A 19,485-nucleotide genomic window follows, 5' to 3' on the forward strand; every position below is an offset into this window, starting at 1 on the left:
TATTGTGTAGCCCACTTCATCATCGAGCCAACGAATCGAGCAAGCGATTCGTCGCCACAGGAGAGAGACCATGGCCGACACCACATTATTCACTCCGCTCCGGCTCGGCAGCCTGAGTCTGCCCAATCGCGTCATCATGGCGCCGCTGACGCGAGCCCGCACTCCCGACAGCGTGCCCGGAAAACTGCAACAGGCCTATTACGGTCAGCGTGCCGGTGCAGGTCTCATCATCAGCGAGGCGACCAATATTTCGCCGACGGCGCGTGGCTATGTCTATACCCCCGGCATCTGGACCGACGCCCAGGAAGCCGGCTGGCAGCAGGTCGTCGAGGCCGTGCATGCCAAGGGCGGGCGCATTGCCCTGCAACTCTGGCACGTTGGGCGCGTGTCCCATGAAATGGTCCAGCCCGACGGCCAGCCGCCCGTGGCGCCCAGCGCGTTGAAGGGCGAAGGTGCCGAGTGCTTCGTCGAGTTCGAGGATGGTTCCGCCGGACGGCACCCTACCAGCACGCCTCGGGCGCTGGAGACCGACGAGATCCCGGGTATCGTCGAGGACTATCGCCAGGCGGCCGTGCGCGCCAAGCGAGCCGGCTTCGACATGGTGGAGGTGCATGCCGCCAATGCGTACCTGCTCAACCAGTTTCTGGCCACCGGCACCAACCAGCGTACCGATCGCTACGGCGGTTCGGTCGAGAATCGTGCGCGCTTCCCGCTGGAAGTGGTCGATGCCGTGGCCGAGGTGTTCGGCCCGGATCGCGTGGGTATTCGCCTGACTCCCTTCATCGAGATCTTCGGCCTCAGCGACGACGAGCCCGAGGCGATGGCCTTCTACCTGGCCGAGCAGCTCGGCCGACGCGGCCTGGCTTATCTCCATTTCAACGAGCCCAACTGGGCCGGTGGTGATGTCACGTTCCCGGAAGGATTCCGTGAGCAGATGCGCGAGCGTTTCGGCGGCAGCCTGATTTACTGCGGTCATTACGATGCCGAGCGTGCCCAGCAGCGTCTGGAGGAAAACACCGCCGATGCCATCGCCTTCGGCCGGCCCTTCATCGCCAACCCGGATCTGCCGGAGCGCCTGCGTCTGGGCGCCTCGCTCAATGAGCCGGATCAGGGCACCTTCTACGGTGGAGGCGAGCAGGGCTACACCGACTATCCCTTCCTCGACAATGGGTACGATCACCGAGCCTGAGGGGCCACGCATCTTCATCAATGTTCATCAGCCCGGCCAGTGTGCCGGGCTTATTGCGTCGAGGTTATGGCATGATGACGGCACCCGGCCAGGGAGGCATTTCCGGGGGCGTCGTTTCATTGAGTGGCTTGAGGATGTGATATGTTCCATTACCAACCGCGTCAGTTGGCCGAGGTCGTATTGGCCATCATGGGGATCTGGCTCGTGGTTAGCCGCATGCCGGATTATGCGGCTTCTCTGTATGTGGCGTGGTCGAGTGCAGCGGTGTCGCAGCCATCGGATGGCCCGAACGTACTGCTCCTGCAAAGCGTGTATTTTCTGGTCAGTGGACTGCTGGGGCTGGCGCTGATCCTGGCGCGCAAGCCGCTCGCTGCCTGGATGTCGCCGGTTTCCACCGAGGCGCCTGCCGCCACCGAGTCGCTGGTGGCGGTGGGGGCGGCCGTTGTCGGCGTCTATTATCTCGCTGACGGGGCGGTCACGCTGAGCATGCAGATGGCCTCGGCCAGCCAGGCCTTCCTCTGGCAGGGCGGTGTGTCGATGGTCGTCGGTATTGTCCTGTTCGCGGTCTCCGTTGGCCTTGGCCGCTTGTGGGGGCTGCTGCGGGGGCGGCAAGAGCTCTGAGCACGTTCTGCACGCGTTGAGGTTCACTCCCGCTCGCTCTTCGTCGAGCGCAGCAACACTCGGTCCATGCCGCGCGTGCTGAGTACACGCTTGAGCGCGGCGAACAGATGGGTCGGTAGGGTGACCGCGTAGCGGGGCTTCGGTCGCCGGCTCTCCAGGGCATGGATGAGCTTGGCGACCACCGCATCGGCCTCCAGTGCGAAGGGCGTCTTGCCGTCGGGGTTGGCCAGTCGTGCTTCGACTTTCGCGTAGGTGCTGGCATGGGCGCTGTTGGCCGTGTCGATATTGGCCTTGAAGGCACGGTGGGCGTTTTCACGAAAGCGGCTGGCGATGGGGCCGGGCTGGATCAGGCTGACGTGAATGCCGCTGCCCGCGAGTTCCTGGCGCAGGGTGTCGGTCAAGCCCTCCAGGGCGAACTTGGAACAGACGTAGGCGCCGCGATAGGGCAGGGCAGCAAATCCCAGTACCGAACTGTTCTGCACGATACGCCCATGGCCCTGGCCACGCATCATCGGTAGCACACGGGTCGTCAGCTCGTGGGTGCCGAGCAGGTTGGTCTCCAACTGGTCCCGTAACACGTCCCGCCTGAGATCTTCGACGGCACCGGGCTGGCCGTAAGCGCCATTGTTGAAAAGGGCTGCCAGCGCGCCGCCGGTGCGCTGGCTTACTTCCGCCACCGCGGCCTCGATCGAGGCACTGTCGGCAAGGTCCAGCCGCAGGGCTTCGAGTCCTTCCTCCTGAAGCCGGATGACATCTGCCTTGGCCCTTGCGGTGGCAAAGACCCGCCAGTCGCGTGCCGCCATGGCATGGGCCGCGGCATGGCCGATGCCGCTCGAGCAGCCGGTGATCAGCAGGCTGCGTGTCGGTGTCGTCGAGGCGTCCACTATGCGCGTCTCCTTGCATTCCGCAGGGCGAGAGGGGAGGTGTCACCTCTGTGCCCGATATGATTCGTCGAGTCCATGAAAGCAAGGTGCCGCGCCGTACTCAACGCTGGCAGTTGCCTTGACCATTCAGGGTCTGTGTCGCGTCGACAGTGGCGTCGATGGCCGCGGGATCGAGAATGAGGCCGATGTGGTCGATGCCGGGCAGGTGCTTGATCGGCACATGCCGGCCGGCGTGTTGAAACACGGGGTCGAACTGCTCGGCACGAAAGATCTGGTCGTCCTGGCCCACCAGCACCTGCATGGGGCAATCGAGCGCTTTCAGGGTGGCACGATAATCGGGCTTGGGTCGGTAATTCTGCGCGAGCGTGAACGAATAGGCCGTGGTGAGCGAGGGGGCGGCGTCATCATCGACGGCGTAGCGCATCACCGGCAGATGATGGAAGGCATTGATGCCGAGTCGGTCGAGCAGGATGAGCGCAATGTAACGGGGCAGGCCGACGCTCGTCCAGCCGCCGCTGTCGGGCCGATGGGTCGGTGCCTCCTGGCTGATGAAGGGCGCCAGCAGCAGGTAGTGGTCAAACAGCCGCTGGCGCTGACTGCCGGCGACGCGCAGCGCAAAGCCGCCGCCGGAGGAGAAGCCGACCAGAGTGCGCGGGCGGGCCGGAGCGATGGTCGCCAGGAAGTCTTTTAGATCGTTTTCGAGTTGCCCGATGTAGGCAATGTCGCCTTTGGTGCCCGAGGCGCCGTGGCCGCGCACATCCAGCGAGTAGACCATGAAACCGGCCGCGGCATGGGCCTTGGCCAGCGGGTGCAGGCTGCGACTGTTACCAGCCGAACCGTGGAGCAGCACGACGCTTCCCTTGGCGGCGTCGGAGGCCGGTGGGTAATGGCGATAGGCGAGCTGGCTGCCATCGCGTGCCGGATAGTGACTGAGTTCCGGCAGGTCGCGATAGTCGACGGTGCTGAACGGGGCGTTGATGTCTTTCATGGCCGCCGGCCGGGACGGGCCGCCGAGGACGAGTACCATGGCGACGATGCCCACCGAGGCGACGAGGATCAGCAGCACTAGGCCCGCAGCGATTTTCATGAGGCCTCGCTCAAGCATTGACCAGTGTGGCGCGACTGGTGCCGTTGCCGATGGGGGCAACGTGGATCTGCACCGGTATGCGTTCGTGCATTTCCTGGACGTGGGAGATCACGCCGACACGGCGGCCCAGGGCCTGGAGGCCGTCCAGCGCTTCCATGGCCAGGGCCAAGGAGTCTGGATCGAGGCTGCCGAAGCCCTCGTCGATGAACAGCGATTCGATGGTCAGCTCGCCGGAGGCCATCGAGGCCAGCCCCAGGGCGAGGGCCAGCGAGACCAGGAAGGTCTCGCCGCCGGAGAGCGAGTGCACCGAGCGGCGTTCGTCGCCCATGTCGCGGTCGACGACCAGCAGGCCGAGCTCGCTGCCGCCGCGCACCAGACGATAGCGTCGGCTGAGGCCTGTCAGGTGCGCATTGGCGTGCTCCAGCAACTGTTCGAGGTTGTAGGCCTGGGCGATGCGACGGAACGTCTTGCCGTCGGCGGAGCCGATCAGCTCGCTGATCCGGCCCCAGCGGCGATACTCGGTGCGGGCCGCTTCCAGCTCGGCCTGGCCTTGCTGCTGGCGCGCGCGCTTGCGGTCGTCGTCACGCAGGGCATGCTGGGCGTCGTCGCGCTGTCGTTGGGCATCCTCGAGCCGTGGCGCGAGCGCCTCGCGTTCGCTGGCCAGCGCCTCGCGACGCTCGCGGAGCCTGGCCTCGGCGCTTTCCCCCAGCAGAGCCGCGTCATCTTCGTCGCTCTCGTCATCTTCGGTCAGCCCCTGATCGCGGCGGTGAGCGAGCAGTGCCTGGCGACGTTCGGCGAGGGTGGCATCGGCCTGCTGGCGGGCCCGCTCGGCGTCGTCGAGCTGCTGCTCCAGGCGTTGCGCCTCGTCGTCGGATTGGTCCAGCAGCCGGGTGAGCGTGGCGTCGTCCAGTTCGGGATGGGCTCGGCGCCATTCGGCCAGCTCGTGGTCCAGGGTATCGCGCTCCTGGTGCAAGGTCTCGAGGCGCTGGCGTTCATGGTCGCGCTGCTGGGCGAGACGTTGCGCTTCCTGCCTGGCCTCATGCAATCGGCTCAGTGCGGCATCCCGGGCGTGATGGGCCTGGGCCTGTCGGTCGTCGAGGGATTGTTGCCAGGCGTCCGGCGAGGCGTGTTCGCCGAGCTGGGCCTGTAGCTGGCGCGCGATGTCGTCACGTTGCGACCGCAAGGGCGGGAGGCGCTCGGCCAGCTCGGCCAGTTCCTTGTCGAGGGCCTCTCGCCGGGATTCGAACCTGGCCAGGACGAGTTCGTCCTGCTGCAGGGCACGCTCGAGCGGGGCCAGCTCGGCCTCGGCCTTGGCCAGATCGTTCAGTATTCGCTGGTGATGCGCTCGGGCAGCTTCGCTCGCGTCGCGTTGGGCGGCCAGCCAGGCATCGCGTTCGGCGTCTTCGATGGCGTCGAGTTCAGCGTGGAGAGGGTGATCGTTCAGGGCCTGGCGAGCCTCGTTGTGTTGCTGCTCGGCTGTTTGCGCATCCTGACGGCGCTGCTTGAGCGCGGCCTCGAGGGCGCGGTATTCGCCGACCAGGTTGTCACGCGCTTGCCGCGCCTGGTCGAGCGCTGCCTGTGCCTCGTTCAACTGGCGTTCTTCCTCTGCCTGCTGGGCGGCAAGCTGGGTGGCCTCCGGCGTCGGTGGTGGGTGATGGCGCCAGGGATGGTCGAGGCCACCGCAGACGGGGCAGGGCTCGTCCTCCTGCAAGCCTTCGCGCAGCCTCGCCACGCTCTCGCTGCGCACGGCGCGAGAGCGCTCGATGACGGCAGAGATGCTGGCGTAGTGGTTGTGCCTTTCATCGAGGCGGCGCCGAGCGTTCTGGCCCTGCTCCAGTAGCGTCGCCAGGCGACGTTCGTCGTCGCTGAGCTGGTCGGCCAGGCGGCGTTGGGTCTCGGTGGCGTGGCGGACCTGCCGCCAGCGGCTGGCCAGTTCTTCCAGGGCCAGGTGACGTCGGGCGGCCTGGTCGAGCTGACGCTGGGTCGCTTGGCGGGCGTCCTCGAGTCGTGGATGTTCACCCATCAGTTGCGTGAGCGTTGCCTGCCGGGCGTCGCGTTGCTGGCGGCGCTCGTGGTGTTCGGCCCTGGCTTGCCGATGCTGGGTGTCGAGCTCGACACGCTGGCGTTGACGCTCGGCCTGGGTGGCTTCCCGCTCGGCCAGTTGCTGCTGGATACCGGCGAGTTGCTGGGCCTGGTCGCGGGCTTCGCGCAGCCTCGGGTCGGCCCGACGTCGAGCTTCAGTGGCGTCATGCAGGGCATGCTCGGCTGCGGTATGGGCCTGGCTGGCCTGCTGGCAGGTCGTTTCACTGTTCCTGAGCGATTCGAGCGTTGCGGCGTGAGTGGTTTCCAGGGTGGCGATGTCGCCGGGTAGCGCGGCCTGGCGCGCAAGGCGGTGGCGCTGGGGGAGAATCAGTCGTCGCCACTCGCGGTCGGCACGGGCAGCCGCCAGTTCCCGCCAGCCGGCATCGGCCTGTTGCTGCTGGTGCCGCCCCTCGGCGACGGCGAGGCTAAGGCGGTCGTCGGTGTCGTGCCAGCGCTGACGAGCGTCCAGCCGGTCTTGCCGTTGCTGTAGGTCGGCCAGGGCCTGATGGGCGGATGCCGCTTGCTGCTCGAGCTCGGCGCGGGCCTGTGGCTCGGCGGGCAGGTCGTCGGCGAGCTTAGCTTCGAGCGTCTCGACGCCTTTTCTGGCCTCGCTGGCCCGGCGGTAGGCGGCGCGTGAGATTGCCGAGTACTCGGCGGTGCCGGTCAGGCGCTCGAGCAGGTCGCTGCGTTCGTTGTCGTCGGCCTTGAGGAAGGCGGCGAACTCGCTTTGCGCGAGCAGCACGGCGCGGGTGAATTGTTCGAAGGTCAGCCCCAGTCGTTCGGGCAGCAGCTTGTCGAACTCTCGCTTCTGGTTGGTCAGCAGGCGGTCATCATCGAGGTCGCGCAGCGACTGATCGACACTCTGCAGTCGTCCGTCGGCCTTGTCGCGGGCACGACGCACCGCCCAGCGTGCACGGTAGCGATGGCCATCGCGGCCCAGGAAGTCGACCTCGGCGTGGCCGCTGGCGGTCCCTCGGCGCAGCAGGGTGCGGGGGTCGCTGGTGGTGAGCGATTGCCCGGCGGGGTCGTCGACCTGGCTGTCGCGGTTGGGCGCCTGGCGCAGGCGTGGCGTGTTGCCGTAGAGCGCCAGGCAGAGCGCGTCGAGCAGGGTGCTCTTGCCGGCGCCGGTGGGCCCGGTGATGGCGAACAGGCCGGCCGAGGCCAGCGGCTCGGCGGTGAAGTCGAGTGCCAGCGGGCCGGGCAGCGAGGCCAGGTTGGCCAGGCGCAGGGCGAGGATCTTCATGCGTCGGCCTCCGGGTCGTCGAGCACGTCCTGGTGCAGGCGGTCGAAATCGGCCAGGACGTCGTCGTCGGGCGGGGCGTCCCAGCGTTCGCGCCAGGTGCGTTCGAAGAGCTTGCGCGGGCCCAGTGTCTGCAGGTCGATACGTGCCGAGGTGGTATCGCCCTCACGCTGGGGCAGACGACGCGAAAGCCGCAGCAGGCGCAGGGCCTTGCCCTCCAGGGCGGCTTCCAGTCGCGCGCGGAGGTCGGGCACCGGGGCGTCGAGCGCGACCGTGACTTCCAGCCATGGCCAGCGTTCGCGAGGCAGGGCTGGGTCATCGGTCAGCGCGTCCAGTTCGGAGAGGACCTCGTCCAGCGGTGCCGGGCCGAGGCGGTGCATGGCCACCGGGCGCGGTACGTGGAGTGCCTCGCTGCCGGTCAGTCGTTCACCGTCGAGGCTGATCTCCACCACCTGGTGGGGGTAGTCGACTTCACTGAAATCCAGCGGCAGGGGGCTGCCGCTGTAGCGGATGCGAGGCTCGCCGACCTGCTGGGCGCGGTGCAGGTGGCCAAGTGCCACATAGGCGATGTCGTCGGGGAAGAGGGCGGCGGAGATCGACTCCTCGCCGCCGATCACGATGGGCCGTTCGCTGGCCTCGGAGACGGTGGCGCCATGCAGATGGGCGTGGCTCATGGCCACCAGCGCCTGGCCGGGTTCGCGCCGCTGCCGGGCGGCATCGATCAGTCGTTCATGGACGCTCGAGATGCCGCTGACATAGTCGTCGGCGTCGCCACCGGTGACCTCGGCAGGCCGCAGGAAGGGCAGCGCCAGGCACCAGGCTTGCGTCTCGCCGGCCGCATCGGTGAGCGGCACCAGCAGGTGGTCGGCATCGAGTTCGCCGTCTTCCTGCCAGACGACGCGCCCCAGGGCGTGGGTGCGAAGGCGGCGCATCAAAGGCGCGGGAAGCTCGATGCGATTGCCGCTGTCGTGGTTGCCGGCGATCAGCACGATATCCAGGTGCGGCAAGCGCTCGTGGGCGCTGACGATGAAGTCGTACAAGAGTTCCTGGGCGCGCAGCGAAGGATTGACCACATCGAAGATATCCCCGGCGACCAGCAGGGCGTCGGCGTCGCGCGCGATGAGGGTCTCGAGCAGCCAGTCGAGGAAGGCGCGGTGCTCGGTGTGGCGCTCCTGGCCGTGGAAGCTCTGGCCCAGGTGCCAGTCGGCGGTGTGGATCAGTCTCAGCATTGGCTTCCCGGTGGCTGGTCAGGCGGCAAAACCGTAGTCTAACCCGAGAGATGCCCATGAATCAGGAAGCCCGAATGTCCAATCCTCCCTTGCATGACTGGAACCTCGCGCCGAAAGCGGCTATCGAGCTGCAGAAGCAACTGGCCGGCCGGGTCGAACTCGAAGATCGACTCGAAAGGATTCGCCATATCGCCGGTGTGGATATCGGCTTCGAGGAGAGCGGTGATATCACGCGTGCGGCGGTGGTCGTGCTGGCCTGGCCGCCAGCCGCCCCCGGCGAGTTCGAGGTAGTGGAGCAGGTCGTGCATCGCGAGCCGACGCGCATGCCTTATATTCCCGGCCTGTTGTCGTTTCGTGAGGTACCGGCGGCCCTGGCCGCCTTCGACAAGCTGACGACCAAGCCCGAACTGGTGATGGTGGACGGTCAGGGCATCGCGCATCCGCGCCGGCTGGGCGTGGCCAGCCACCTGGGGCTATGGCTCGACCTGCCGACCACCGGGGTTGCCAAGTCGCGGCTTTGCGGTCGCCACGCCACGCCGGGAGACGAGAGGGGCGACTGGATGCCCCTCATGGACGGCGAGGAGACCATCGGCGTGGTGCTGCGTTCCAGGACCGGCGTCAAGCCGGTGTTCGTGTCGCCCGGACACCGCCTTTCGCTGCCCACGGCGCTGGAATGGGCGACGGCTTGCCTGGGGCGCACCAAGCTGCCCGAGCCGACTCGCCTGGCGGATCGGCTAGCGTCGCGGCGAGGGTAGATGAGGTTGCTTTCGCCGGCGTGGTTCCGGTGCGGCATGGGACGCCAAGGGCACTGATGTTGATGCTATTTTCCCTTGTTCCTGTGAGGGCATCCCGGCCAACAGCAGGGGCGACGCTTTCCCGCCTTGAGATCGGCGCTCACTCGCGAGATGCGGCGGTGTCTCGTCTCGGGTTTCTTGGCGTCTTCTACCCAGCATATCCACTCATTGCGCGCGATGGGCGTAATGGCCTCCCAGAGCGCCAGCACTGAGCTGTCGCCGGCGAGGACGTGTCGCAGGTCCTCGGGGACATCATGTACAACACCGGCGGAGATGGTTTTTCGGATCATGAGGGGGCATCGCATGAGTCATTGATGCTTGATGGTCTCGTCAGACTAGAACGACTGGCGGTGATTGGCCAGAAGCGAGCATTCCGCTTCAGACGAGGCGTGTTTTCCCGTCGCGTTCCGCGGGTTCAAACCGGGTATACTGCGCTTCCATTCTTCTCCATTCTCCCGACGAGCCCGCTCATGACCCACCATGCCGATCCGCTTTCCGCCACCCGAGCCTGGGTTGAATCCTTCGTGGTCGGCCGTGAGGTCTGTCCCTTTGCGGGACGCGAAATTGCCCGGGACAGCGTGCGCTATGTGACGGTGGAGGCCGCACGGCTGGAGGCTGCCCTGCTGCGATTGATGGAAGAGTGCTGGCATCTCGATACGCATCCCGAGACCGAAACGACCCTGCTGGTATTGAGCGACGGGCTGGCGGATTTCGACGACTATCTGGATGCGCTGGGGCTGGCCGAGTCGCTGCTGGTGGAGCAGGGCTATGAAGGGATCTATCAGTTGGCGAGCTTCCACCCGGACTATCAATTCGAAGGCGAGGCGGAGGATGCGCCGCGCAATTTCACCAATCGCTCGCCCTGGCCGATGTGGCATCTGATCCGCGAGGCCGGGCTCGAGCGGGCCTTGGCCCATTACCCCGATCCCGAGGGAATCCCCGTGCGTAACGAGGCCCGGATGCAGGCGTTGGGCACCGAACGGTTGGCCGCGTCACTGGCTGCGTTGCGGGGAGCGGCGCGGTAGCGTTCGGCCGCTGCCGAGAAGGGCCGATTGCATCGCTCAGGTCAGGGCCAGCCAGGCTTCGACGAGCCAGCGTCCGCAGCGCTCGATCTCGGCCTCCGTGGCACCGGCATAGCCAAGCACCAGCCCCGGCTGGCCGGGGGCGCGTAGGTAATAGCCGGAAAGCGGCGATAACCGCAGGCCGGCCTCCTTGCCTCGCCGGAGCAGCTCGCGTTCCAGATCATGGCTGGCCAGGTAGGCGACCAGGTGCATTCCTGCATGGCCGGACGAGAGTTCGAGCCCGTGTGCCACTGCCGGTGCCAGTACATGTCGCAGTGCGGCCTGTCGAGTCTGGTAGCACCGGCGCATGCGTGCCACGTGGCGCGCGAAATGGCCTTCGCTGATGAAGTCGGCAAGCGCTGCCTGGGTGATGTACTGTCCTTCCCGGTGCAGGCGGGCATTGACGCTCCGAAAGGTCGTCACCAGTGACGGCGGCAGTACCAGGTAGCCGAGCCGCAGCCCGGGATAGAGAACCTTGCTGAAGGTGCCGACATAGATCACCGGCGCGTTGTCCATCAGTCCCTGGAGCGAGGCGATCGGCGCGCTGGTGTAGCGAAATTCGCTGTCGTAGTCGTCCTCGATGATCCAGGCGCCATGCTGCTGGGCAAGTCCCAGCAGCGCCGTGCGTCGCGTCAGCGACAGGGTAGCGCCGCTGGGGTACTGGTGCGATGGTGTCACGTAGATCAGTTTGGGGGAGGGCACCTCGGGCGGCAGCGATGCGACGTTCAGGCCCTCGTCGTCGACTGGCACCGGCTGCAGTGTCAGGCCTGCCGCGGTGAAGCAGGCCTGCGCGCCGCCGTAGCCTGGCTCTTCCAGCCAGACGGCATCGCCGACATCGGCGAGCAGGCGCGCGATCAGCTCGAAGCCCTGCTGCGCGCCCTGGGTGATCAGGATCTGTTCCGGCTGGCAGCGTACCGAGCGCGATAACCGCAGGTAGTCGCACAGTGCCTCGCGCAGTGTCTCCACACCGCCTTCATTCCGGTAATCGAACCAGTCGATGGGGGCTCGCTGCTGGTGACGGCGCAGCAAGCGTTGCCAGCGCTCGCGAGGAAAACGATCCAGTGCCGGCACACCCGGAGCGAAGGCCGTATGCCGCGCGCTGGGAGGCGTCGCGAAGTCGAGGAGGCGTTCGCCGCGGTGCGAGAGCGTCGCAGGTGGCGTCGGCGGGACATCGAGGGGCGTCTGCGGGTCCCACTGCCAGTCGGCCACGAAGACGCCGGCACCGGGACGCGACACCAGAAAGCCTTCGGCGGCGAGGCGGTCGACCGCGCTCAGCACCGTGTTGCGCCCAATGCCGAGCTCGGCCGCCAGTTGCCGGGACGAGGGCAGGGCACTCCCCGCAGGGAGCCGGCCCTGCTGGATGCCTCCGCGCAGGGCGTCGTAAAGGCGCTGGCCGAGCGTGCGGGCATCCGGCTCGGCCAGTTGAAGATTCAGTGCCTCCTGAATCCAGAGGCGGTGGGCATTCGGATCAGCCACTGGTTCCCCATGTATCGGCCAAACTGGTTCTTTTTGGGGAACCATTATGTCGTCAGACTGAGGCTTCGTCATGTCCGAACGCGAGCCTTGCCATGATCACGATTCGTGCTGCTACCCACGCCCACCTCGACGACCTGGTGCCCCTGGTCGACGGCTATCGACGGTTCTACCACCAACCCGGCGATGTCGACGGTGCTCGCCGTTTCATGAGCGAGCGTCTCGTAAAGGGCGATGCCCATGTGTTGCTGGCCCTCGATGACGACGATCATGCGATCGGCTTCGCGCAACTCTTTCCGGTCCCGTCCACGACGAGCCTGGCGTCACGCTGGATCCTCAACGATCTGTTCGTCATCCCCGAAGCTCGCCGCCAGGGCGCCGGGAGCGCCTTGCTGGAAGCGGCTCGCGAACGGGCTCATGCCCATGGTGTATCGCAGCTGATGCTGCGCACCCAGGTCGACAACGAGACGGCCAAGGCCCGCTACCATGCGCTTGGCTGGCAGCGCGACGCGGTCTTCGATACTTACCTGCTGACGATCTGAGAGCGTGATGCCATGACCCATGAAATCAATGACTATGGCCAGCCGGTCGGTTCCGGTCTCCCGCATTGGCAACCGCCGTCAGAACCTGGTGCCGAATGCCTGGCAGGGCGTTTCTGCCGACTGGAACCGCTGGACGCCGCCCGCCATGCCGAGGCTCTGTGGCAGGCGTGGCAGGTGCCGGCCCCGGAGATCGACAACGACACCGAGGCGTGCGCCCGCTGGACCTATCTGGGTGGCCGTCCCTTCGACGACGCGATCGGCTGTCGAGACTGGCTGGCCCGCATGAGTGCAGCCCCGGACATGCGGTGTTACGCCGTCGTCGATGCCACCGAGGGGCAGGCGGTGGGCATGGCCGCGTATCTCAATATCGTGCCGGGCGATGGTTGCATCGAGATCGGCCATCTGAGCTTCTCGCCCCGCATGGCACGGACTCCGATATCCAGTGAAGCGCTGATGCTGATGATGGCCAATGCCTTCGACAAGGGATATCGGCGTCTCGAATGGAAGTGCGATGCCCTGAATGCGCCATCGCGCCGCGCCGCCGAGCGGCTCGGTTTCCGCTTCGAGGGCATTTTTCGTCAGCACCGGGTCGTGGCCGGGCGAAACCGGGATACGGCCTGGTTCTCGCTTTTGGATGGTGAGTGGCCGGCGATTCGCGAGTGCCACCGCCGCTGGCTGGCCCCCGAGAACTTTGACGCCACGGGCCGCCAGCATCGTTCGCTCACGTCGATGACGGCCGCCCTGCGTCACGATCTTTCCCCAGCTTGAGAGGCTAATCATGTATCAGCCGCCCCAGTTTCGCATCGACAGTCGTGCCGAATGTCATCGGGCCATCGAGGAGGCGCCTTTCGCTACGCTGGTAACCCGTGATGCATCCGGCGAGCTGAGTGCCGATCACTTGCCATTGTTGCTGACACCGGCGGGAGACGAGTGGCCAGCGGATACCTTGTGTGGCCATATCGCGCGCGCCAATCCGCTTGTCAAAAGGCTTGCGAGCTTCCAGGAGGGCATCGAGGCCCTGGCGATCTTTCATGGGCCTCAGGCCTATATCACGCCGAGCTGGTATCCGGCCAAGCGTGAGCACGGCAAGGTGGTGCCGACCTGGAACTATCAGGTGGTGCACGCGCATGGCTGGCTGCGCCTGATCGACGATCCACATTGGCTGCGCGAGATGGTGACCGCGCTCACTGAACGCTTCGAAGGCGAGCGGCAGAGACCCTGGCGGGTCGATGATGCCCCCGACGATTACATCGCGGCGATGTGCCGCGCCATCGTCGGGATCGAGATCTCCGTCGAGCGCCTGACGGGCAAGCGCAAGGCGAGCCAGCACAAGCCGCTCGAGGAACGTCGGGCGATCCAGCGAGGCCTGCGGGACGAGTATGGCGTCAACGAACGAGATGCCGCCAGCCTCGGCGGCATCTCGTCATCAAGCTTCGCAAGCGATTAGACGATATCCAGTGGCTCCTTGCGTTCCGGTGCCGGAAAGGCGGCATCGAGCCGGGCCAGGGCATCGTCGTCAAGAGCGACCTCGAGGACGGCGGCATTGTCGCGCACATGCTGCGGTTGTACCGCCTTGGGAATGGCGATGACATCGCGTTGGCCGTCTACCGGGCGAATGGCCCAGGCCAGCAGCAACTGGGCCGGAGTCAGGTCGCGCTCGGCGGCCAGTGCCGTGATGTCGGGATGATCGAGCAGCCGGCGGCGCAGGCGGCCGGCCTGGGCCAGCGGGCAGTAGCCCATCAGTGGCATGCCATGCTCGCGTTGCCAGGGGCGCAGCGAGTGCTCGATACCCCGTGAGCCGAGGTGGTAGAGCACCTGGTTGACGGTGCAGTCGCCACCGCCCGGCGTTGCGCTCAGTGCCTGCATGTCGTCGATGTCGAAGTTGGATACGCCGAAACGGCGGATCTTACCGGATTCGCGTAGCCGATCGAAGGCTTCCAGGGTCTCGTCCAGCGGAATGCCGCCGGGCCAGTGCAGCAGATAGAGATCCAGATAGTCGGTACCCAGGCGTTGCAGGCTGCGTTCGCAAGCGGCGATGGCGTGGTCGCGCCCGGCATTCCAAGGGTAGACCTTGGAGACTAGGAAAGCATCGTCACGGCGGCCGCGGAGCGCCTCGCCGACCACTTCCTCGGCGCCGCCGTCGCCGTACATCTCGGCGGTATCGATCAGCGTCTGGCCGAGGTCCAGCCCTTGCCGAAGGGCACGTACCTCGTCGGCGCGAGGCGCCAGGCCTTCTCCCATGAACCAGGTGCCCTGGCCGATGGCGGGAAGTTCGATGGCGGCTTCATGGGAGGTGGCAGCGAGGGTAACGCGGGAAGAAGTCGTCATGACGTATCCTCATTGGTGGATATTGGCGACCAGTGGTTTTGGAAGTGTTTTCCATATATTCTGGTCGCAGGCCGTTCAGGATGCAATGCGCGTCCTTGTGTCCTGGAAGGGTCATCCCAATGATCTATGGTGTAGGAGCAACGCTGCGACCCACCCCAACATAGAGGAGTCGACATGAGCATCAAGAAGAATGGAAGCGCCGTCTGGCAGGGCGGCCTCAAGGATGGCAAGGGCACGGTATCCACCCAGAGTGGCGTGCTCGATGAGGTGTCCTACAGTTTCGCCAAGCGTTTCGAAGGCGAGGGTGGCTCCAATCCCGAGGAACTGATCGGGGCGGCCCATGCCAGTTGTTACTCGATGGCGTTGTCGATGATTCTCGGCGAGGCGGGCTATACGCCGGAACGCATCGCCACTCAGGCGACGGTTTCGCTGGAAGAGGATTCGGGCGGCTTCAGCATCACCGCGATTCATCTGGAGACCCGTGCCAGCGTTCCCGGTGCCGATGAGGCGGCCTTCGAGGACGCCGCCAACAAGGCCAAGGCTGGGTGCCCGGTGTCCAAGCTGTTCAATGCCGAGATCAGCCTGGACGCTAAGCTGGAATCGTAGTCGCCCTTGCTGACCTCTCAGGACAAAGGCCACCCTCGGGTGGCCTTTTCTTGTTTCGGGGAACCGGTTTCGGGCCGAGCGTTCATGACCGGCGGGCGGCGTCGACCAGGGCGCGGATCAGGCGTTGCTGGGGGCGGTTGAAGATCAGCCACTCAGGGTGCCATTGCACGCCGATCAGAAAATCGTGATGGCGGGATTCGATACCCTGGACCAGGCCGTCACGGTCACGGGCGACGATCTCGATGCCGTCGCCGGCGCGCTGCACCGCCTGGTGATGGAGGCTGTTGATGCGACACCAGGTGACCCTGAGAATCCGGTTGAGCTGGCTGTCGCCGACGATGTCCACGGTCTTGCGGGGTAGCACGGTGCGTCGGGGCTTCAGGCCCTCGTGGGTCGTGTAGATATCGGGGTCCAGGGTACCGCCCAGGTGCACGTTGATCAGCTGGGCGCCGCGGCAGATGCCGAGCACCGGGATGCCACCGGGAATGAAGCGTTCGAGCAGTTGCAGTTCGAGATCGTCGCGTTCGGGATCGACGCGTACATCGAGATGCATTTCGGCGCCGTAGAGATGCGCCTGGATATCATCGCCGCCGCCGATGATCAGCCCGTCGAGATGGCGGGGGACAGGGCGTGATGGCGAGAGTCGCAGTGGCCGTCCTCCGTGACGCCGGACGGCGAGCCAGTCGAACCACCAGGCAATGCGGCTCTTGCGGTCGGAGGTGGTGATGCCGATCAATGGACGCCTGACCATCAGTATCCCAGCCTCCGGCGCAGGGCGAACCAGTAACGGCGCGGCCAGGCGGGACGATGGCGCGCGAGATACTGGGCACTGCGCTCGGCCAGGGTGTCCGGGGCGGCGGCCAGCTTCTCGACCTCCAGCCAGCGGTTCCACTCCAGGCTGGCGCCCCAGTCAGCCTCGGAGAGTTGGGCGTTGGGCAGACGATAGTGGTAGGTCGGGCGAGCCTGAACGAGATGGTCGCTCAAGAGTTCATGAGGATGCGTCGGGTCGAGATAGGCGAACAGCGGTAACAGGTCGAGTTCCCGGTTACGGGTCGGGTTGTGCTCCAGATAATCGTCGATCAGCGTCCGCAGGTCCGGCTGGTAGTCCGGGTCCAGCACCTTGAGTGCGTAGGTCCGCGAGAAGGGGTTGGCGTGTGGCAGGACCTCCCGGGTGATATCGACGTGAATCTGTTCGCGTAGCCAGCGTGCCGTGAGCAGATAGGCCCGCAGGCAAGCCAGGACGTCGTCGACTTCCAGGCTGGGAGCCTCGGGATTGAGATGCAGGCCGAAACCATAGAGCAGGCTGGCGTCGGTGCCCTTGGCGCCATGACGACGCAAGGCATCGAACAGGGTGTCGAGGTCGTCGAGCTCGTTCCAGGGCACCGGCGGGCAGACGATCTCGGTGGGAACCAGGCCGGTGACCACGTCACCGATCAGCTCGCGGGTGCGGGCATGAAAGTCCTGACGCATTCGCTCCCACTCGCTGTCACGATAGGCCTCGGTATCGAGCCGCTGGTGATCCGGATGAGCGTACTGGGTGTCCAGCTCGATGCCGAAGTCGCCCCAGCGGGTATTCCTGACCTTGAGCCGATGCGCGCTGATCGCTTCGAGATCACCGCCGAACAGGGTCTGGACCAGGTGAGCCGTTTCCTTCGGCGGCAGGCCGGCGAACTCGATCTCGACACCGACTCGGCGAGTCTGGCCGTCATCGTTATCGGGGATGGGTGGCGGTTGCGGCGTCATGACGGCATCCTGTTGTCAGATTTCGGCAGCCTAACATACGTCTGAACCTCTTTATGTCAGGATATGCCGTTATACCATGACTCTCTGGATGGAGACCGACGTTGCTCATCGTGCATCGCTTCTCGATGGTCCTGCGTGGCCTGTTGACGCTGCTTTTGTTGATGCTGCCGCTGTTCGTGGCGGCGCAGCCCTCGCCATTGTCGAGTCTGGCGAATGCCAAGCAGTCGGAGAATCATGATCCCCAGGCGTTCCAGGCCTCGCTGGACGAGGTCATTTCCACCCTGCAGGACGACACCAAGCGACAGGAACTGCTGGAGAGCCTGGAGGCGTTGCGCCAGGCCAATCAACCGGCGGCCGAGCAGAATGGCATCACCTCCCAGCAGGGCCTGCTGGGGGCGCTCGCCGACACCTTCAATGAGTTGGGAAAGCAGGCCGAGGCGGGCCGATCGCCTCTGGATGGCTGGCGACTCCAGTTGAGCGAAGGGTGGCGAGACCTTTCCGAGCTGGTGGTACAGACCGGCAATGCCGAGCTGGCGCGCTTCGTCATCGAACTGACCGTGCTGGTGGCGATCTGGGGCGGCCTGCTGGTGATCTTCATTGCCCTGGGGCGGATGCTGGCCGGGCGTCGTGGCTGGCCATTGGACCTGCCGCGCGAACCCAAGGCGCATCTGCTCGCGATCCATTTCCTGCGGCGCATGCTGCCCTGGGCCTTGGCCTTCGCGTTGACGATGGGCATCGCGCAACTGGTGCCGAGCAGTGCCGGGCGTACGGGCGCCCTGGTCATTGCTTATGTCGCGCTGTGTGGTCGGACCCTGGCGGTGGTGGTGGAGTCGGTCATCGCGGTGTTCACGCGCGGGCATCGTTTCGTCGCCGTGCGGATCCTGCAGCATCAGAGCCTGCGGCCGCTGTTCATGATCGGCGCCTTGATTGCCCTGGGCGATGCCCTCAATTCCTCGCGGCTCACCGAACTCATCGGCCTCGATCTGGCCAGCCTGTGCTCGGTGCTGGCCAATACCCTGGCGGCCGTGTTGAGTGGACGTTTCATCCTGCGGTTCAAGCGTCCCATCAAGCACCTGATACGCAATCGGCCCTACTCTCATCGGCGCGAGAAGGGTAGCTCTTCGGAGGTGATCCGGGTGGTGGGCGGCCTCTGGCATGTGCCGGCGCTGCTGCTGGTGGGTGGTTCGCTGCTGGCGATCTTCGTCACCGGTGGTGATGTCGGTACGGCGCTGGCGCGTTCGATCATTTCCGCCGCCCTGCTGGTGCTGACGCTGGTCGTGGCGGGGCTGTTGCGTCGGCATGCCGAGCGGCGCTCGAAGCGCCGGCGCCAGAGCGAGTATCGGCGTCGGCTCGAGCGCTTCGGCTATGCGCTGGGCCATGCCCTGGCCTGGTTTGCCTTCGCCGAGCTGTCGCTGCAGGTATGGGGCGCTTCCTTGATCGGCATTGGCACCCAAGGGGTGGCCAGCGTGCGCATCGGCCAGGCGCTGCTGGGTATCGGCTTCACCATTCTGCTGGCCTGGCTGGTGTGGATCTTCGCCGATACGGCGATCCAGCGCGCCTTGGTGTCGTCGGCCCGCTCCCGTGGGCGTCGGGTCAATCAGGCGCGCGCCCAGACCATCACGCCGATGATCCGCAACGTCATCTTCGCCACCATCGTGATCATTGCCGCGATCGTCGGGCTTGCCAATCTGGGCGTCAACGTCACGCCGCTGCTGGCGGGTGCCGGTGTGATCGGCCTGGCCATCGGCTTCGGTGCCCAGACCCTGGTGCAGGATTTGATCACCGGCATCTTCATCCTCATCGAGGACTCCCTGGCGGTGGACGACTTCGTGAAGATCAATGGCCACATGGGCACCGTCGAGGGGCTGACCCTGCGCACCGTGAGGCTGCGTGATCTGGATGGCATCGTGCACATCATCACCTTCAGCCGTATCGACTCGATCCATAACATGTCGCGCCAGTTCGGCATCGCCCTGATGAAGATCCGCATTCCCTACGACATGAAGATCGACGATGCCATCACGTTGATGCACGAAACCGCCCGGGCGTTGCGACAGGATCCGATGATGCGCCACCACATCTGGTCGCCGCTGGAGATGCAGGGCATCCATGCGTTCGAGGATGGTTGTCCGATCCTGCGCATGCGCTTTCGCACCGCGCCCGAGATGCAGTGGGATGTGGCTCGGGCCTTCAATCTGCTGCTCAAGCAGCGCATGGAAGAGCTGGAGATCGATCTTGGCGTGCCGCGCCTCAGCGTCAGCATGGAAGGGCGTGGTGGTGGCCGGCTCGACGGCAGCAGCGAGCGGGGCGACGAACGGGATGCATCAGGCCGCGATCCCGGTGAGGCGGGTATCGCCGATCCGACCGGCGCGACCAGTGCCCGTGGCGCCTCGCCGGATCCCGGCACCTGATAGCGGCCTCTCCTCGGGGCTTCTCGCCTGTGCATGATCGGGCCCGGCCAAGTGCCGGGCCCGGTCGCGCTTCGGTTATTTCTCGGTTGTGACATGCTGCGTCGGGCAATGTGAAGGCTTGGCGTCAGATGCGACCATGGTGGTAGTAGGTAAACGTTTACTCTAAGGGCGTAAGCGTTTACTTTTTAGATGTCA

At 65.7% G+C, this 19,485-nt stretch carries 18 protein-coding genes; 9 read left to right on the plus strand and 9 right to left on the minus strand.

What is annotated here, in order from left to right; genetic code table 11:
* The first annotated feature begins 70 nt into the window (after window positions 1–70).
* Window positions 71–1,189: an alkene reductase gene (locus tag HSDC_RS00790; protein ID WP_064698026.1), complete on the plus strand. Its 1,119-nt coding sequence runs from the start codon at window positions 71–73 to the stop codon at window positions 1,187–1,189.
* 141 nt (window positions 1,190–1,330) lie between these two features.
* A complete protein-coding gene (locus HSDC_RS00795; RefSeq protein ID WP_064698027.1) occupies window positions 1,331–1,810 on the plus strand; it encodes a hypothetical protein in 480 nt (159 codons plus the stop codon).
* A 23-nt stretch (window positions 1,811–1,833) separates the two neighbouring features.
* Here the strand turns inward: HSDC_RS00795 and HSDC_RS00800 are convergent, their stop codons facing one another.
* The 4 genes from HSDC_RS00800 to HSDC_RS00815 all read right to left on the minus strand — a co-directional run bounded on the left by HSDC_RS00800 (window position 1,834) and on the right by HSDC_RS00815 (window position 8,332).
* Window positions 1,834–2,694, minus strand: a complete 861-nt coding sequence (locus HSDC_RS00800; protein ID WP_211612766.1) for an SDR family NAD(P)-dependent oxidoreductase — start codon at window positions 2,692–2,694, stop codon at window positions 1,834–1,836.
* Window positions 2,695–2,794: 100 nt separating this feature from the next.
* Entirely contained in the window at window positions 2,795–3,781 is a 987-nt protein-coding gene (locus HSDC_RS00805; RefSeq protein WP_082919904.1) for an alpha/beta hydrolase, read from the minus strand.
* Between the two features lie 10 nt (window positions 3,782–3,791).
* Complete coding sequence (locus HSDC_RS00810) at window positions 3,792–7,106, minus strand: AAA family ATPase (protein ID WP_064698030.1); 3,315 nt, start codon at window positions 7,104–7,106, stop codon at window positions 3,792–3,794.
* The gene (locus HSDC_RS00815; RefSeq protein WP_082919905.1) at window positions 7,103–8,332 is read right to left on the minus strand and encodes an exonuclease SbcCD subunit D; all 1,230 of its coding nucleotides are present in this window, start codon (window positions 8,330–8,332) and stop codon (window positions 7,103–7,105) included. The genes HSDC_RS00810 and HSDC_RS00815 overlap by 4 nt, the downstream gene beginning before the upstream one ends.
* 74 nt (window positions 8,333–8,406) lie before the next feature.
* Here HSDC_RS00815 and nfi point away from each other — a divergent pair, with 74 nt between their 5' ends.
* Window positions 8,407–9,087, plus strand: coding sequence for a deoxyribonuclease V (nfi, locus tag HSDC_RS00820; RefSeq protein WP_137055157.1), 681 nt, complete (start codon window positions 8,407–8,409; stop codon window positions 9,085–9,087).
* Window positions 9,088–9,152: 65 nt separating this feature from the next.
* Here nfi and HSDC_RS16305 read toward each other — a convergent pair whose 3' ends face one another.
* The gene (locus HSDC_RS16305; RefSeq protein ID WP_342039349.1) at window positions 9,153–9,431 is read right to left on the minus strand and encodes a YdeI/OmpD-associated family protein; all 279 of its coding nucleotides are present in this window, start codon (window positions 9,429–9,431) and stop codon (window positions 9,153–9,155) included.
* A gap of 165 nt (window positions 9,432–9,596) precedes the next feature.
* On the opposite strand from HSDC_RS16305, the gene HSDC_RS00825 reads away from it, so the two are divergent.
* Window positions 9,597–10,151, plus strand: coding sequence for a DUF1415 domain-containing protein (locus HSDC_RS00825; RefSeq protein WP_064698032.1), 555 nt, complete (start codon window positions 9,597–9,599; stop codon window positions 10,149–10,151).
* Between the two features lie 36 nt (window positions 10,152–10,187).
* Here HSDC_RS00825 and pdxR read toward each other — a convergent pair whose 3' ends face one another.
* Entirely contained in the window at window positions 10,188–11,708 is a 1,521-nt protein-coding gene (pdxR, locus tag HSDC_RS00830; RefSeq protein ID WP_425292848.1) for a MocR-like pyridoxine biosynthesis transcription factor PdxR, read from the minus strand.
* A gap of 47 nt (window positions 11,709–11,755) precedes the next feature.
* Between pdxR and HSDC_RS00835 the strand changes: the two genes are divergently transcribed.
* From HSDC_RS00835 to HSDC_RS00845, 3 genes are read left to right on the plus strand one after another with little or no spacing between them, the layout of a single operon-like run.
* Entirely contained in the window at window positions 11,756–12,202 is a 447-nt protein-coding gene (locus HSDC_RS00835; protein ID WP_064698034.1) for a GNAT family N-acetyltransferase, read from the plus strand.
* A 12-nt stretch (window positions 12,203–12,214) separates the two neighbouring features.
* Window positions 12,215–12,970: a GNAT family N-acetyltransferase gene (locus HSDC_RS00840; protein WP_064698035.1), complete on the plus strand. Its 756-nt coding sequence runs from the start codon at window positions 12,215–12,217 to the stop codon at window positions 12,968–12,970.
* Window positions 12,971–12,980: 10 nt separating this feature from the next.
* Window positions 12,981–13,649 (plus strand): FMN-binding negative transcriptional regulator, encoded by a 669-nt coding sequence (locus HSDC_RS00845; protein WP_064698036.1) that lies wholly within the window; start codon window positions 12,981–12,983, stop codon window positions 13,647–13,649.
* On the opposite strand, the gene HSDC_RS00850 is transcribed toward HSDC_RS00845, so the two are convergent.
* Window positions 13,646–14,530 carry an aldo/keto reductase gene (locus HSDC_RS00850; RefSeq protein ID WP_064698037.1) on the minus strand — a complete coding sequence of 295 codons (885 nt, stop codon included), beginning with the start codon at window positions 14,528–14,530 and terminating at the stop codon, window positions 13,646–13,648. The genes HSDC_RS00845 and HSDC_RS00850 overlap by 4 nt on opposite strands.
* Window positions 14,531–14,704: 174 nt before the next feature.
* On the opposite strand from HSDC_RS00850, the gene HSDC_RS00855 reads away from it, so the two are divergent.
* Window positions 14,705–15,136, plus strand: coding sequence for an OsmC family protein (locus tag HSDC_RS00855; RefSeq protein ID WP_064698038.1), 432 nt, complete (start codon window positions 14,705–14,707; stop codon window positions 15,134–15,136).
* A gap of 82 nt (window positions 15,137–15,218) precedes the next feature.
* Here HSDC_RS00855 and HSDC_RS00860 read toward each other — a convergent pair whose 3' ends face one another.
* Together HSDC_RS00860 and HSDC_RS00865 are read right to left on the minus strand one after the other, a co-directional pair.
* Complete coding sequence (locus HSDC_RS00860) at window positions 15,219–15,887, minus strand: gamma-glutamyl-gamma-aminobutyrate hydrolase family protein (protein WP_064698039.1); 669 nt, start codon at window positions 15,885–15,887, stop codon at window positions 15,219–15,221.
* Window positions 15,887–16,879, minus strand: coding sequence for an amidoligase family protein (locus HSDC_RS00865; RefSeq protein WP_064698040.1), 993 nt, complete (start codon window positions 16,877–16,879; stop codon window positions 15,887–15,889). Before HSDC_RS00865 ends, HSDC_RS00860 begins: the two co-directional genes overlap by 1 nt.
* Before the next feature lie 125 nt (window positions 16,880–17,004).
* Here HSDC_RS00865 and HSDC_RS00870 point away from each other — a divergent pair, with 125 nt between their 5' ends.
* A complete protein-coding gene (locus HSDC_RS00870) occupies window positions 17,005–19,290 on the plus strand; it encodes a mechanosensitive ion channel family protein (RefSeq protein ID WP_064698610.1) in 2,286 nt (761 codons plus the stop codon).
* Window positions 19,291–19,485 lie beyond the last annotated feature (195 nt).

It is taken from the genome of Halomonas caseinilytica (assembly GCF_001662285.1).
GTDB classification, from domain to species: Bacteria; Pseudomonadota; Gammaproteobacteria; order Pseudomonadales; family Halomonadaceae; genus Halomonas; species Halomonas caseinilytica.

What these genes read in the sequence shown, in the direction of transcription:
- HSDC_RS00840 (WP_064698035.1), top strand. Translation starts at nt 12,215, where the DNA reads ATGACCCATGAAATCAATGACTATGGCCAGCCGGTCGGTTCCGGTCTC.
- HSDC_RS00805 (WP_082919904.1), bottom strand. Translation starts at nt 3,781, where the DNA reads ATGAAAATCGCTGCGGGCCTAGTGCTGCTGATCCTCGTCGCCTCGGTG.
- HSDC_RS00870 (WP_064698610.1), top strand. Translation starts at nt 17,005, where the DNA reads ATGGTCCTGCGTGGCCTGTTGACGCTGCTTTTGTTGATGCTGCCGCTG.
- HSDC_RS00795 (WP_064698027.1), top strand. Translation starts at nt 1,331, where the DNA reads ATGTTCCATTACCAACCGCGTCAGTTGGCCGAGGTCGTATTGGCCATC.
- HSDC_RS00850 (WP_064698037.1), bottom strand. Translation starts at nt 14,530, where the DNA reads ATGACGACTTCTTCCCGCGTTACCCTCGCTGCCACCTCCCATGAAGCC.
- HSDC_RS00855 (WP_064698038.1), top strand. Translation starts at nt 14,705, where the DNA reads ATGAGCATCAAGAAGAATGGAAGCGCCGTCTGGCAGGGCGGCCTCAAG.
- nfi (WP_137055157.1), top strand. Translation starts at nt 8,407, where the DNA reads ATGTCCAATCCTCCCTTGCATGACTGGAACCTCGCGCCGAAAGCGGCT.
- HSDC_RS00845 (WP_064698036.1), top strand. Translation starts at nt 12,981, where the DNA reads ATGTATCAGCCGCCCCAGTTTCGCATCGACAGTCGTGCCGAATGTCAT.
- HSDC_RS00810 (WP_064698030.1), bottom strand. Translation starts at nt 7,106, where the DNA reads ATGAAGATCCTCGCCCTGCGCCTGGCCAACCTGGCCTCGCTGCCCGGC.
- HSDC_RS00860 (WP_064698039.1), bottom strand. Translation starts at nt 15,887, where the DNA reads ATGGTCAGGCGTCCATTGATCGGCATCACCACCTCCGACCGCAAGAGC.
- HSDC_RS00815 (WP_082919905.1), bottom strand. Translation starts at nt 8,332, where the DNA reads ATGCTGAGACTGATCCACACCGCCGACTGGCACCTGGGCCAGAGCTTC.
- HSDC_RS00835 (WP_064698034.1), top strand. Translation starts at nt 11,756, where the DNA reads ATGATCACGATTCGTGCTGCTACCCACGCCCACCTCGACGACCTGGTG.
- HSDC_RS16305 (WP_342039349.1), bottom strand. Translation starts at nt 9,431, where the DNA reads ATGCGATGCCCCCTCATGATCCGAAAAACCATCTCCGCCGGTGTTGTA.
- HSDC_RS00825 (WP_064698032.1), top strand. Translation starts at nt 9,597, where the DNA reads ATGACCCACCATGCCGATCCGCTTTCCGCCACCCGAGCCTGGGTTGAA.
- HSDC_RS00790 (WP_064698026.1), top strand. Translation starts at nt 71, where the DNA reads ATGGCCGACACCACATTATTCACTCCGCTCCGGCTCGGCAGCCTGAGT.
- pdxR (WP_425292848.1), bottom strand. Translation starts at nt 11,708, where the DNA reads ATGGTTCCCCAAAAAGAACCAGTTTGGCCGATACATGGGGAACCAGTG.
- HSDC_RS00865 (WP_064698040.1), bottom strand. Translation starts at nt 16,879, where the DNA reads ATGACGCCGCAACCGCCACCCATCCCCGATAACGATGACGGCCAGACT.